We start from the raw sequence: 13,255 nt of genomic DNA, 5'->3' as shown, positions 1-13,255 counted from the left end.
TCTACGATTGCTGGATCCTGTCATTTCGCTAATCCAGTTTAATGAAGTCGCATTACCTTTTGAATCCTTGTGTTGATAATTTCAAGGTGACGATTTTATTGATTCTATGAACAATATCATAGAGAAAAGCCCACCCCGCTTGCCACGCACACCAACTCCCATCTCTCCCACTTTTTCACACCCACACTCCCGACACACACCTCCCGCACTACACACCCACCTTCCAGCATGTTGCCATCTGGGCCTTATCCTATCTTTGGCCTGGTAATGGCATGTGCGGATCGGATAAAGCCCAGATGGGAACATGCGAGGCCCCCGCGGCCATGAGCGGAGCTATGAAATGCGCGAAAAAAAATGACGCATAGAAAGAACCTATCTCTCAAAACGCTCAGACAAGTCTGTCGAATAAAAACACCCGACAAAAAAAATCCATCGCTCGATTGGAGCGACGGATTTCCCATTTATTGTTTCTTCGTTTTAAAAGAAGCTCTCTTCTACTTCGCGGCAGCAAAACGCTTCGCCACTTCAGCCCAATTCACAACATTCCAAAACGCAGTGATATAATCGGGGCGGCGGTTTTGGTAGTTGAGGTAGTAGGCGTGTTCCCACACATCAAGGCCGAGGATAGGGGTGCCTTTCACTTCGGCTACGTCCATGAGGGGGTTGTCCTGGTTGGGCGTGGAAGTGATCTGGAGTTTGCCTGCAGCGTCAACGATGAGCCAGGCCCAGCCTGAGCCAAAGCGGGTTGTTCCTGCTGCGGCGAATTTGGTTTTAAATTCGTCGAATGTTCCGAAGGCTGCTGTGATCGCCTCTGCCACGGCACCGGTAGGCGCACCGCCGGCGTTAGGGCCAAGCACGGTCCAGAACAGGCTGTGGTTGTAGTGTCCGCCGCCGTTGTTGCGAACGGCTGCAGGATACTTCGAAATATTTTTGCAGATCTCTTCGATGCTGAGGTTCTCTTCGGGTTTGCCGGCTACGGCTGCGTTGAGGTTGGTCACGTAAGCATTGTGGTGCTTGCCGTGGTGGATTTCCATGGTGCGTGCATCAATATGTGGTTCCAATGCATTGAAAGCATACGGGAGGGCCGGGAGTGTAAATGCCATGATGAATAATTTTTTTAGGGTTTAACAATTTATTTTGTTCCGATATCAAATATACAACCCAAACCCGCCGAAGAAAATTTCAATCGTCGAGGATTATATATACGGTTATTGCTTTGTGCTGTACCCCTTTACGGGGACGGCACTGTGATTCTGAGAATGCGTCCTAGAACGGCAGATCGTCGGTGGCCGAGTTAGGTGCCATGAAAGGTTCTTCGTCCGATGGCGGCGGGGTGTTGCCTCCGCTGGTCTTTTCGATCTTCCAGGCGCGGGCTTCGGTGTACCAGCGGCCGTTGTATTCGCGGCTCTCAAGGTCAACGGTAACACTGATCAGTTCGCCTACGGCCAGGTTGAATTGGTCCACCTTGTCGCCCCAGATAGACATACAAATCTTCTTGGGATACTGGCCCGGGGTTTCCATGATGAACTCCTGTTTTTTCCAAGGGCCTTTTTTGCCCATGCCGGTTTGCATTTGCAGCAATTGAACTACTCTTCCTTTTACTTCCATGTTTTGTCGTTTTTCTGTTTTTATAAATTCTTCTGTCCTCCCCGGTCCTACTTGCGTATGCGGGCAAAGAACGTGTCGATCAATTTTTTACACTCGTCGGCTTTGATGCCTTTCACCGTTGTGGTGCGCGGATGCAGCAACGGGGTTGACACCAGGCTGAAGCCGCGCTGCACATCAGATGCGCCATAGACCAGTTTCTGCAATTGCACCCAGGCTAAGGCTCCGGCACACATCACGCACGGTTCCAGCGTGACGTAGAGTGTACATTCGCTAAGATACTTGGAACCGAGGTAGTTTGCCGCGGCGGTCACAGCCAGCATTTCGGCGTGGGCGGTGGCGTCGGTGAGCTTCTCGGTTTGGTTGTGGGCCCGCGCAATAATGCGGTTCTTGCACACCACCACCGCGCCCACGGGCACTTCGCTGATGGCGAGGGCTTTGTCGGCCTCCTTCAACGCTTCGCGCATAAAGTACTCGTCGGTATACAGCTCCATAGGCGCCACAAAACTAACCGCCCTGCGGAGAATGACAAGCACGGCACCCTCCACTTTCTTTGGCCAGACGCGCCTATTTTTTTGCGGCCGCCTTTATTTTGATGCTGGTCATCATGAGCCGGGCCGTTTCCTGCCAATCGGCTTTGAGGCGCTTGGGGCAGTTGAACGAGAATACCAGGGTTTGTCCCGGCAAAAGCAGGTATTGAATGTAGGTATAGCGCATTACGGGGTCTTTGAGGCCCTCTTGCTTTTTGCTGCCGTTGATGCGCGAGTCGAACTCGAAGAAGATAAATTTCTTTCCGCCCACCTCGTGAATGCCTTCCTCGATCATCTCCACCCGGTCGAACATGTTCATGACGCCCGCGCGGAAGAATTTTTGCGCCAGGGGCAGGTCGGCATCGGGCCATTGGGTGGCCGAGATGTTCACGCTGAAGTCCACCTCGCGTTCGTTGTTGGTGTAGGCGGCCAACGGGGCACGTATGGAAGGATAACGCTCGTTGAAATCCATATCGTCCATGGGGCGCCATTCGTTGGGCACAGAAACCGTGATGGCGTCGTTCACCTTCACTTTCATGAGCTTGGGCTTGACGGCCGCCACCGCGACAAAAGCGACAAAAACTACCAGGGAAAGCCGCAGGAGAACACCACTTTTAATTTTTAGCATATAAGGCGCAGACACAAAGTATTGTTAAATTCGCGGCTAAATTAATTAAAACTCAGATGTTACGGACTCATACTTGCGGCGAATTGAGGTTATCAGACGCAAATAAACACGTTACGCTGGCGGGCTGGGTGCAGCGCACCCGCGACAAAGGCAGTGTTTTGTGGATCGACCTCCGCGACCGCTATGGTATCACGCAATTGATCTTTGAAGAAGGAAAATCGCCCGCCGAACTGGTGGCCAAAGGACGCACCCTCGGACGCGAGTTTGTGGTGCAGGTGGAAGGTGTTGTGACCGAGCGACTTTCCAAAAACGACAAGATCGCTACGGGCGACATCGAACTGAAAGTGACGGCCATCACCGTGCTGAACGCCGCCAAACTTCCCCCCTTCACCATCGAAGACGACACCGACGGCGGCGACGAGCTGCGCATGAAATACCGCTACCTCGACTTGCGTCGTAACCCCGTGCGCGAAAGCTTGCAACTGCGCCACAAGATGGCACAGCAGACCCGCACCTATCTCGACGCCCAGAACTTTATCGAGGTGGAAACACCCGTGCTCATCAAGTCTACACCCGAAGGCGCCCGCGACTTTGTCGTGCCCTCGCGCGTTCACCACGGCGAGTTCTATGCCTTGCCACAGTCGCCCCAAACCTTCAAGCAATTGCTGATGGTGTCGGGCTTTGACCGCTATTATCAAATTGTGAAATGTTTTCGCGACGAAGATCTGCGTGCCGACCGCCAGCCGGAATTCACACAGATCGACTGCGAGATGGCGTTCATCACACAGGAAGACATTCTCAACATGTTCGAAGGACTGGTGCGTCACCTCTTCAAGAACGTGAAAGGCATCGAACTTCCGTCTGTGCCCCGGATGAAATACGACGAGGCTATGCAACGCTATGGTTCCGACAAACCCGACACACGCTTCGGCATGGAGTTCGTAGAAATAACGGAGCTCACAAAAGGCAAAAACTTCCCGGTGTTCGAAAGTGCTGAACTGGTAGTGGGCATCAACGCCACGGGCTGTTCAGAATATACACGCAAACAAATTGACGAGCTCACCGAATTTGTGAAACGCCCGCAGGTGGGCGCTAAAGGATTGGTGTATGTGCAATACAGAACCGATGGCACCATCAAGTCGTCGGTCGATAAATTTTATACGCCCGAAGAACTGGGGGCATGGACGGCAAAGTTCAACGCAAAGCCTGGCGACCTCCTGCTGATCATGGCCGGCGAAACGTTCACCACCCGCAAACAACTGAACGAACTTCGTTTGCTGATGGGCGACAAACTTGGCCTGCGCGACAAGCAAAAATTTTCGGCACTCTGGGTAATGGACTTCCCGTTGCTCGAGTGGAACGAAGAAGCCAAGCGTTATCACGCCATGCACCATCCGTTCACGTCGCCCAAGCCGGAAGACATCAAGCTGCTGGACACCGCCCCCGGCGATGTGCGCGCAAATGCCTACGACATGGTGATCAACGGAACAGAAGTGGGCGGCGGATCGATTCGTATACACGATCGCGCCACGCAACAAATGATGTTCAGCCATTTAGGCTTCAGCGAAGAAGAAGCCAAGAAACAGTTTGGCTTCCTCATGGAAGCATTTGAGTTTGGCGCACCTCCACACGGCGGCATCGCCTTTGGCTTCGACCGCCTCTGTTCTATTTTTGGTGGCGCCGATTCTATCCGCGACTTCATCGCCTTCCCGAAAAATAACGCGGGCCGCGATGTGATGATTGATACACCTTCAACGATCTCGGATGAGCAATTGAAGGAGCTTGCGTTGATAACGAAGAAGTAGTTTTTAAAGATTAGTTTCTTATGCCTTCGTGTTGTCGAAAGATGATGCGGAGGTATTTTTTTGTCCTTACGTTTTTAGAAATGGTGTTGTCGAAGGGTTGGGATGATAGTATAAGTTGTTTTTATAGGTCATCTCACATTTCATAGCCCCGCTCCCGGGCCGCGGGGGCCCCGCATGTCCCCTCTGAGGCTTAACCGTACCCGCGCATGCCATGACCAGGCCAAAGTCCGCTTAGGCCTCAGAGGGGACATGCTGGAAGGAAGTGTGTGAGCGAGACTTGAGTGTGATGCACTGTTATTAAGAATTGACGATTTGGACATGTATTGAATTTTTGTCGCATCATCTCTTCCTCTTTGAATATTTATCACTCCAAAAAAGAAAAACGAATACTCGCTCAACACCGCAAGTCAGAAAGAGAAGAAAGAAAGAACAAAAAGAAGAAGGAAAAAAAACAAGAAAACGAATCACACTCAGGCGCCCACTCACACACCTCCCGCACAACACACCCGCACCACCTCCAGCATGTTCCCATCAGGGCCTTGGCCTACCTTTGGCCTGGTCATGGCATGCGCGGGTAGGGCATAGCCCTGATGGGAACATGCGGGGCCCCCGCGGCCCGGGAGCGGGGCTATGAAATACACGATGACCTAAAAGAAAATATTCCCTATCATTCCAAGCGCTCAACGCCACTGCCTATATCACTTCTCCAACTTCAAAACAACACTACACTGTCCACGCCGCCGATCAACTGACCCGTCCGTTGCCCCATGATCAGTATAACTTGCCCTTAAAACATAAACACCCTTTCCTGTATCCCCCTTCATTTTAAGTTTTGTTCTAAAACTCCCTTCCAACCCGGCAAGAAAAAAATGATCGGGGTTTCTGTTGCCTTTCAAAATCCAGCGAACAATTTCTTTGGCTGTTGCCGGATCGACATCCGGATTGGGAGGCATGGGAATTTCTCCCCATGTGCCGAGTGAACCCTTCATTATTTTGTTGACCAACGCATCCTCCGTCGAAGACGTGTGTGGATACCTGGCTGCAATGCGATCAAACGATGGTCCAATAAGCTTAGCGTTAGCCGTATGACAATTAAAGCACGGCAGTGTGGTAATCGACAACAAACCCTGCGGTTCGGGAGCCGCATTTGCTTTTTCGTTCACGTGAACACTCAGGGTCGACGAGTCGGCTACATAGAACACCTGCAGCAACACTTCGTGAGGCGCAATCTCATCATAGGCGGAGTTGCCGTCTTCCTTGTCGTCGACGCTGATTTTATAAGAGACGAGCGTGTTCCACGAAACCGTTGTGCCACGGGCAGGTACAACGATCTTCACTAAGGGAGTGGCATTTACCACAGGTCGTGCCTGAAACGACGTCATCACCAGATATACAACAACTGCCAACGACAACGTCATGCCTCCGATCAAAAGCTTGCGGAACATGTTCATTTTCCCTGTCAACATCAGGCTTTGTCTATGGCTTCGGCTACGCGGTTTCCGGTGCGTGTAGCCGCCTCGGTGCCCCAGTTGAGGTTGTCGGCATAGGCGCCGGCAAAGTGAATACGGCCGTGGGGTTTCATCACCTCGGGCCAGAATTTGCGCAGCGTGCCAATGGCAAACGGCAGGCGCTCGCAGGTGGACGCATAAGTTTCTTTTGTCCAGTCACGACTGGTCACATATTCGATGGTGTCGCGCTTGCCGGGATATACTGAACGGAATGCGGCCAGTGCGCGCTGTGGCGACACACCACCGGGACCAGTGCCCAACACGATGACGCGATGCGTATCTACTTCTTCGGCCGATTGCCACACCTGCTCCAGGTCGGGAAGGTTGAGGTCCATGTTGATGGTGAGGTTGTCTTCCTCCCAAAATTTGGATGATGCCTGAAACACAAAACGCTGGTAGGAATCGTATGTCACGTTGTCGAGCACGTATTGTTTCTCGGGAGGGAATGGTGGTGACACGGGGATGTTTTTGAATGCGGGCAGCGGAATGCAATTCACGTAGTAGTCGGCCTGCATTTCTTTTTCTTCATTAAACTGTTTGTACTTCACGGTCACACCCGTGTTGCCATGCTTGATAGAAAGAATGGGGCAGTTGAGCCACACGCGGGTGCCGAGTCGTTTCGCAAATGCATTCGGCAACATCTGGTTGCCACCCTTCAGCCGGAAAACTTCCGGGGGCGCAAGAGGGACGCCGCGCAAATGCAAAATGCCCGCGCGCCACAGTTCGAACTGCGCCGAATAACTTGTGCCACCGAGGAAACGCAAAGCCGTTTCGGACGCACCATCTTTTTTGTAGAGATCGGCCATGGGCACGGTGTCGAAGTGGTCGTAGCCAACACCAAACGGTTGATATTCATCTTTGAATTTATCGAGATAGGGTTTGGTATAGAGCGACTCCAAATCCCACCACGGATTTTGTGACAGGTATTTCACTTCGCGCTCGTTGAAGCCAAACTTTTTCAGCACGGCCGCATCGCGCAGCATTTCTTCTGTGTAGAATTTCTCATCGATTCTTCGCACCAGGTTTTTGCGTCGGGGATAGGGCAATGCCGTGAGGCCGAACTCCTGGATGTAGCCCCAGTATTTATCATAGCCGGGCTTGCAGATGTGTTCCATGCCGAAGTCGCCATAGAGACCGTCTGACAAACCATCGAGTACCGTGAACACGTGCCCGCCGTGCCGGCCCGCCGCTTCCATCACCACCACCTCGTGGCCGCGACGCACCAGTTCGTAGGCCGTGCACAAGCCAGCCAGTCCTGCTCCGCCCACAATCACTTTCTTGGGCGACGCCGACGGAGTGATCTTCACCGTGTCGGACGCGGTGTGCTTTTCCCAGGGTGTGGTGTCGAGCATGGAGGCGCTCACGCCGGCCATTACGCTGCTCTTGATAAAATCTCTGCGTTTGAAAGTGCTCATGGTGTTATAGGGTTAGGATGGGCTGCGGGGTCATTTAAATATCTGTGTTTCATCCCGTAAAAAAAAGATTTTATAAGGTAATTACACCAAAGGAAAAGCCTTCGAAGACAAGCACCGTCTTTTTTTCATTTCATACCCTTTTCATCTCCCGCACGTAAAAAAGAGCACAATCGTCTATTTTTACATTCTTTAAACCTCCAAAATCACACCCCATGGTTTCTATTCTTGGCATTCCGCTCGACGTCAATTCTTCTTTTCTCCGGGGTGCCGCGCAGGCGCCACAAAAAATCCGCGAAGCCTATCGCTCGGACTCGGCAAACTATTGCACCGAAAGCGGCGTAGACCTCAACCAAAACCTGCATTGGAATGACCTCGGCGACCTCACCCTCTCGTCCATGCCCGAAGCGTTTCGCGAAATTGAAGAAAACGTTTTTGCACAGGTCGACCGGAAACAACACGTGCTGAGCCTGGGTGGCGACCACTCCATCACCTACCCCATCATCAAAGCCTTTGCCCGAAAATATACCAACCTCAACATCCTGCACCTCGATGCGCACGGCGATCTCTACGACAACTTCGAAGGCAACCGCCATTCGCATGCCTGTCCCTTTGCACGCATCCTCGAAGAAGGGTTGATCAAGCGGCTGGTGCAAGTCGGCATTCGCACCTACAATCCGCATCAACGCGAACAAGCCAAACGGTTTGGTGTGGAAGCCATCGAGATGAAAGACTGGAAAGACGGCACAACCTTTTCGTTCGACGGCCCGCTCTACATTTCACTCGACCTCGACGCACTGGACCCGGCCTTTGTGCCCGGTGTTTCGCACCACGAACCCGGAGGATTTTCTACGCGGCAGGTGTTGTCGATCATCCAAAACCTGCAAGCCAACATCGTGGGCGCCGACATCGTGGAACTGAACCCCACCCGCGACATCAACGGCATGACGGCCATGGTGGCGGCCAAGTTTTTTAAAGAGATTCTGGTGAAGCTTTTGCCGGCGACATCCGTATAATCTTCTAAAAAAAATAATGAAAGACCTCTTCTCCACGCAAGCGAAACAATACGCCGCCTTCCGCCCGGTCTATCCCGAAGCGTTGTATACGTTCATTCTCCAGCACGTGAAAGAAAAAGGAGCCGCGTGGGATTGTGCCACCGGAAACGGGCAAGTGGCGCAGGTGCTGGCAACGCATTTTGAACGCGTGTGTGCCACCGACATCAGCCAACAGCAACTCGATCATGCGGCGCCGGCCCACAACATTGTCTACGCCATCAGCGCGGCCGAGCAAACCACTTTCGCCCCACATCAGTTCGACCTCATCACGGTGGGACAAGCGTTGCACTGGTTTGACCTCGATCGTTTTTATGCGGAAGCAAATCGCGTGGGAAAGCCCGGTGCCTTGCTGGCCATCTGGGGATATGCATTGCTCTACATCGCGCCCGGCATCGACGAAGCCATCACCGACTTTTATGAAAACACCGTGGGGCCCTATTGGGATCATGCGCGCAGGCTGGTAGAAAATCAATACGCCACACTCCCTTTCCCCTTCGAACGCATCGCTGCACCCCCGCTCAACATCGAAGTAACATGGACGCTTGAACACCTGTCGGGTTATTTCTCCAGTTGGTCGGCCACGCAGAAATTCATCAAAGACAAAGGCTATGATCCCGTGCCCGCCTTCATCGAACGGCTTGCGCCCCTGTGGGGCCAGGGTGAACACCTGGTGAAGTTTCCGGTTTTTATGCTGGCGGGAAAAATTTCCAACGCCGGTGCGCGGGCATAAACCGCGTATTCATGGAGAACCTTACATGTTCTTTCATTTGTGCCGAAACGTGGCTAACATGCCCATTCATATTTTTTCATCATGCGGTATTGTCTCGTGTTGGGTGTTGCCTTCTGGATCATTATAGCGTGCCGGCCCAGGCCCAAACAGGAATATGATGTCATCATCCGCCACGGAACAGTCTATGACGGCTCCGGCGGCGCACCGTTCACGGCCGACATCGCCCTGCAAGCCGACACCATTGCCGTGATCGGCAACCTCGACAATGCCATGGGCAAAAAAGAAATTGACGCCACCGGTCTGGCCGTTGCGCCGGGCTTCATCAACATGCTGAGCTGGGCCGACCGCAGCCTCCTGATGGACGGCAGCTCTATGAGCGACATCAAACAAGGTGTGACACTGGAAGTGTTTGGCGAAGGCTGGTCTGCCGGTCCCGTGAAGCGAAAGGCCACCGCCAAACCCGTCGACAGTTTGTGGACCACGTTGGGTGGCTATTTCAACTATGTGCAGAAGAAAGGCATCAGCCCGAACGTTGCGTCGTTTGTGGGGGCCACGTCCATACGCATCCATGAAGTGGGCCACGACAACCGCCCTCCCACGGCCGAAGAACTGAAGCGTATGAAAGCCCTGGTGAAGCAAGCCATGGAAGAAGGCGCCATGGGCCTTGGCTCGTCGCTCATCTACGCGCCGGCCGACTATGCTTCCACCGAAGAACTTATCGCCCTGGCCGAAGTGGCCGGGCAATACGGCGGCATGTACATTACTCACATGCGCAGCGAAAGCGACAACATTCTGTCGGCCATGAATGAAACCTTTCGCATCTCGAAAGAAGCGCACATTCCCGCAGAGATCTATCACCTCAAAATCAATCACGAACGCAACTGGAACAAAGTGGAAACCGTGATCGCCAAACTGGACAGCGCGCGCAAGGCCGGCCTGAAGATCACGGCCAACATGTATACCTACACCGCCAGCGCCACAGGCCTCACGGCCCGACTGCCCACCTGGGTGCAGGAAGGCGGCGCGGCCGCGATGCGCAAGCGACTGAAAAATCCGGCCACACGCGCCAGGGTACTGGACGAAATGCGCCGTGGCATCCCCACCAAAAATTCCGATCCCAAAGACGTGATGATGCTGGGCTTTCGCCTGGATTCACTGAACAAACTATACCTGGGCAAACGCCTCGACGAAGTGGCCCGCCATCACGGAAAAGACGCCGACGAAACGGTGATCGACCTGGTGGTACGCGACAAGTCGACCATTGCCGCGGTCTACTTCCTCATCTCCGAAGCCAACGTGAAGCGTATGCTCACGCTGCCGTATGTGAGCTTTGGCTCCGACGCCGCGTCTATGTCGGAAGCAAAAGACTTTAAAGATTGGGGCACGCATCCCCGGGCCTATGGCACGTTTGCGCGTTTCCTGGGAAAATATGTGCGCGACGAAAAAATAGTGCCGTTGCCGGAGGCCATCCGCAGGTTAACGGCGTTGCCAGCCGCCAATCTCAAAATACAAAAGCGTGGCAGCCTGAAGCCGGGTTATTATGCCGACCTTGCAGTGTTCGACGCCCGCACCATTGCCGACCACGCCACATTTGAATCACCGAAACAGTATGCCACCGGCGTGCAACATGTGTTTGTGAACGGCGTGCAGGTGCTGCGCAACGGCGAGCATACGGGAGCAAGACCCGGTGTGGTGGTGCATGGACCGGGATGGGTGAAACCAAAACCCGGCGCGAAAAAACTGAAGTAATGGCACGGCTGTGCAGGATTGGGATGGACGGGTGGCTTTTTTGCGGCCGTTATCTTTTCGATATTAGAAGTGATTTTTTAACTCATAAACCTGACCTATCCATGTGTAGGGGAAAATACGTTTTCATCGTGCTTGTATTGCTGTTGGGCAGTGCAACGTATGCGCAAGATCAAAAGGCCCTCATTGCGGCCGGCGACAAATACTACGGAAAGAAAGATTATAAGAATGCACTCGCCTCGTTTCTGGCCGCGCAGGAAATTAATCCCGACGACGCCTCGCTCAATTTCAAGATCGGCCTCTCCTATCTCTATTCCGAAACCAAGTCGAAAGCCGCGTCGTACATCGACAAGGCCTACCGTCTGAACCCCGCGGTGAATCCCGACATCGACTATCATTTGGGCATTGCGTTTCAAAACACCAACGATTTCCAGAAGGCCATCGAACACTTCGAACGGTTCAAGAAAAAGAAAGCCAACCTGTCGAGCATCGTAGACGAGAAAATTGCCGAGTGTCACATTGCCGACTCGCTCTCGCAAAACGAACTGAACGTGATCATCCAAAACCTGGGGCCGGTCGTGAACACGCCCTTCAGCGACTACTCCCCAATCATTTCGGCCGACGGCAACACGCTTATCTTCACCTCCAACCGCACCGACGACCCGGCACGAGCCAAAGCCGGACAGAACTTTGAAGACATCTATGTGACCTATAAGCAAGGCAGCGACTGGTCGGCGCCCAAGCTCATCAGCCCCAACGTCAACATCAAATACAACGACGCCGCCGCTTCGCTTTCGCCTGATGGAAAAACCTTGTTTCTCTACCTCGAAGAAGGTGAAGGCGACATCTATACCTCTACACGCACGGGCGACGAATGGTCGAAGCCCGAACCCCTGAACAAGAACATCAACACCGGCATGTTCTGGGAAACCTGCGCCAGCGTGACGGCCGATGGCAAAAAATTATACTTCGCCAGCAACCGCCCCGGCGGCATCGGCGAACTGGATCTATATGTGAGCGAGTTGGACGGCCGTGGCCAATGGGGCAAAGCCGTGAACCTCGGTCCCATCATCAACACACCCGAAAACGAAGACTCACCCTTCATCCATCACGACGGCGTGACGTTGTATTTCTCGTCTGATGGCCACCCGCGCCTCGGCAACAGCGACATCTTTATGGCGGAGTTTGTGAATGGCAAATGGAAGAAGCCCGAAAACATGGGCTACCCGTTGAACTCGTGGGAGTATGATGGATTCTTCACCCTGTCGCCCGACAAAAAGCAGGGCTATTTCTCCACCGCCAAAGAAGGCGGACTGGGCGACGCGGATATCTACTCCATTAAGTTTCTCGACCCCAAATACAAACCCAAGCCTAAACCTGCCGTAGTAGCTGCAGCAGAGAAAGCCGCCGCCGAAGAGAAAGCGGCAAAGACCGAAATTCCAAAGAGCGAAGAATTTATCGATCCGTCCATCGCCGCCAAGAAAGCCCAAAAGGTGGTGACGCTGTTGAAGGGTAAAGTAATTGACGAAAGTAACGCCTCTCCCCTCGGCGCCGTCATCTCGCTGGTGGACAACACGACCAACAAGGTGATCACAAAAATCAACACCAATCCCCTCACGGGCGAGTTTGAGCTGGTCATTCCACACGGGGGCAACTACGGGGTGGCTACTGAAAAATCGGGCTACCTCTTCAACTCCATCAACTTCGCGTTGCCCGAGTTTGCCGAGTACCAGGAAATTGACACTCACATCATCATGGTGAAAGCCGAAGTGGGTTCGAAAGTGGTTTTGAAAAACATCTTCTTCGACATTGGCAAATCCGACCTGAAAACCGAGTCGGTGGCCGAAGTGGAAAACATCCGCGAGCTCATGATCACCAACCCGAACCTGAAGGTGCAGATCAACGGCCACACCGACAACAGTGGCAACGCTGCCTCCAACAAAGCGCTGTCGCTGAAACGCGCCTCGTCGGTGGTGACCTACCTCGCCAGCCACGGCATTGACGCCAGCCGCGTATCGGCCAAAGGCTACGGCTCCGAACGCCCCATCGTTTCGAACGACGACGAACAAGGCGGCCGCGAGATCAACCGGAGAACAGAGATAGAAATTATCAAGTAAGAAAACATAAATCGCCAGGGTTCCACCTGGCGATTTTCAAAAACAATATTCCTTCACTCTGCGTTCGCAGGATGAACATAACATCATTTCTTAGAGGGAAATTAACAGCGCACCGAGAA

General features: G+C 53.2%; 11 protein-coding genes. 5 read left to right on the top strand and 6 right to left on the bottom strand.

Going from position 1 to position 13,255, the window contains the following annotated elements; all coding sequences use genetic code 11:
* Window positions 1–494: 494 nt before the first annotated feature.
* From JI741_RS08180 to JI741_RS08165, 4 genes are all read right to left on the bottom strand, one after another.
* Complete coding sequence (locus tag JI741_RS08180; protein WP_202008553.1) at window positions 495–1,103, bottom strand: superoxide dismutase; 609 nt, start codon at window positions 1,101–1,103, stop codon at window positions 495–497.
* Window positions 1,104–1,266: 163 nt separating this feature from the next.
* Window positions 1,267–1,608, bottom strand: a complete 342-nt coding sequence (locus JI741_RS08175) for a DUF3127 domain-containing protein (protein ID WP_202008552.1) — start codon at window positions 1,606–1,608, stop codon at window positions 1,267–1,269.
* A gap of 47 nt (window positions 1,609–1,655) precedes the next feature.
* Complete coding sequence (locus JI741_RS08170) at window positions 1,656–2,099, bottom strand: nucleoside deaminase (RefSeq protein ID WP_202008760.1); 444 nt, start codon at window positions 2,097–2,099, stop codon at window positions 1,656–1,658.
* Window positions 2,100–2,172: 73 nt separating this feature from the next.
* Window positions 2,173–2,763 carry a hypothetical protein gene (locus JI741_RS08165; RefSeq protein WP_202008551.1) on the bottom strand — a complete coding sequence of 197 codons (591 nt, stop codon included), beginning with the start codon at window positions 2,761–2,763 and terminating at the stop codon, window positions 2,173–2,175.
* Window positions 2,764–2,819: 56 nt separating this feature from the next.
* Here JI741_RS08165 and aspS point away from each other — a divergent pair, with 56 nt between their 5' ends.
* Window positions 2,820–4,568: an aspartate--tRNA ligase gene (aspS, locus tag JI741_RS08160; RefSeq protein ID WP_202008550.1), complete on the top strand. Its 1,749-nt coding sequence runs from the start codon at window positions 2,820–2,822 to the stop codon at window positions 4,566–4,568.
* 698 nt (window positions 4,569–5,266) lie between these two features.
* Here aspS and JI741_RS08155 read toward each other — a convergent pair.
* Both JI741_RS08155 and JI741_RS08150 read right to left on the bottom strand, forming a co-directional pair.
* Window positions 5,267–6,013, bottom strand: a complete 747-nt coding sequence (locus tag JI741_RS08155) for a c-type cytochrome (RefSeq protein ID WP_202008549.1) — start codon at window positions 6,011–6,013, stop codon at window positions 5,267–5,269.
* Between the two features lie 20 nt (window positions 6,014–6,033).
* A complete protein-coding gene (locus tag JI741_RS08150) occupies window positions 6,034–7,491 on the bottom strand; it encodes a flavin monoamine oxidase family protein (RefSeq protein WP_202008548.1) in 1,458 nt (485 codons plus the stop codon).
* Between the two features lie 176 nt (window positions 7,492–7,667).
* On the opposite strand from JI741_RS08150, the gene speB reads away from it, so the two are divergent.
* The 4 genes from speB to JI741_RS08130 all read left to right on the top strand — a co-directional run bounded on the left by speB (window position 7,668) and on the right by JI741_RS08130 (window position 13,136).
* On the top strand, window positions 7,668–8,504 hold the full coding sequence (gene speB, locus JI741_RS08145) for an agmatinase (protein ID WP_369411742.1): 837 nt from the start codon (window positions 7,668–7,670) through the stop codon (window positions 8,502–8,504).
* Between the two features lie 16 nt (window positions 8,505–8,520).
* Window positions 8,521–9,273 carry a class I SAM-dependent methyltransferase gene (locus tag JI741_RS08140; protein WP_202008546.1) on the top strand — a complete coding sequence of 251 codons (753 nt, stop codon included), beginning with the start codon at window positions 8,521–8,523 and terminating at the stop codon, window positions 9,271–9,273.
* Between the two features lie 81 nt (window positions 9,274–9,354).
* On the top strand, window positions 9,355–11,022 hold the full coding sequence (locus JI741_RS08135; protein ID WP_202008545.1) for an N-acyl-D-amino-acid deacylase family protein: 1,668 nt from the start codon (window positions 9,355–9,357) through the stop codon (window positions 11,020–11,022).
* Window positions 11,023–11,123: 101 nt separating this feature from the next.
* Complete coding sequence (locus tag JI741_RS08130; protein WP_202008544.1) at window positions 11,124–13,136, top strand: OmpA family protein; 2,013 nt, start codon at window positions 11,124–11,126, stop codon at window positions 13,134–13,136.
* The last annotated feature ends 119 nt before the right edge of the window (window positions 13,137–13,255 follow it).

This window comes from Chryseolinea lacunae, assembly GCF_016735595.1.
Taxonomy (GTDB): domain Bacteria; phylum Bacteroidota; class Bacteroidia; order Cytophagales; family Cyclobacteriaceae; genus Chryseolinea; species Chryseolinea lacunae.
This window is presented reverse-complemented; position numbering and strand designations above follow the sequence as displayed.

Coding starts and splice junctions, on each gene's coding strand:
- JI741_RS08155 (WP_202008549.1), bottom strand. CDS start 6,013: ATGTTCCGCAAGCTTTTGATCGGAGGCATGACGTTGTCGTTGGCAGTT.
- JI741_RS08130 (WP_202008544.1), top strand. CDS start 11,124: ATGTGTAGGGGAAAATACGTTTTCATCGTGCTTGTATTGCTGTTGGGC.
- JI741_RS08170 (WP_202008760.1), bottom strand. CDS start 2,099: ATGGAGCTGTATACCGACGAGTACTTTATGCGCGAAGCGTTGAAGGAG.
- JI741_RS08180 (WP_202008553.1), bottom strand. CDS start 1,103: ATGGCATTTACACTCCCGGCCCTCCCGTATGCTTTCAATGCATTGGAA.
- aspS (WP_202008550.1), top strand. CDS start 2,820: ATGTTACGGACTCATACTTGCGGCGAATTGAGGTTATCAGACGCAAAT.
- JI741_RS08135 (WP_202008545.1), top strand. CDS start 9,355: ATGCGGTATTGTCTCGTGTTGGGTGTTGCCTTCTGGATCATTATAGCG.
- JI741_RS08150 (WP_202008548.1), bottom strand. CDS start 7,491: ATGAGCACTTTCAAACGCAGAGATTTTATCAAGAGCAGCGTAATGGCC.
- JI741_RS08165 (WP_202008551.1), bottom strand. CDS start 2,763: ATGCTAAAAATTAAAAGTGGTGTTCTCCTGCGGCTTTCCCTGGTAGTT.
- JI741_RS08175 (WP_202008552.1), bottom strand. CDS start 1,608: ATGGAAGTAAAAGGAAGAGTAGTTCAATTGCTGCAAATGCAAACCGGC.
- JI741_RS08140 (WP_202008546.1), top strand. CDS start 8,521: ATGAAAGACCTCTTCTCCACGCAAGCGAAACAATACGCCGCCTTCCGC.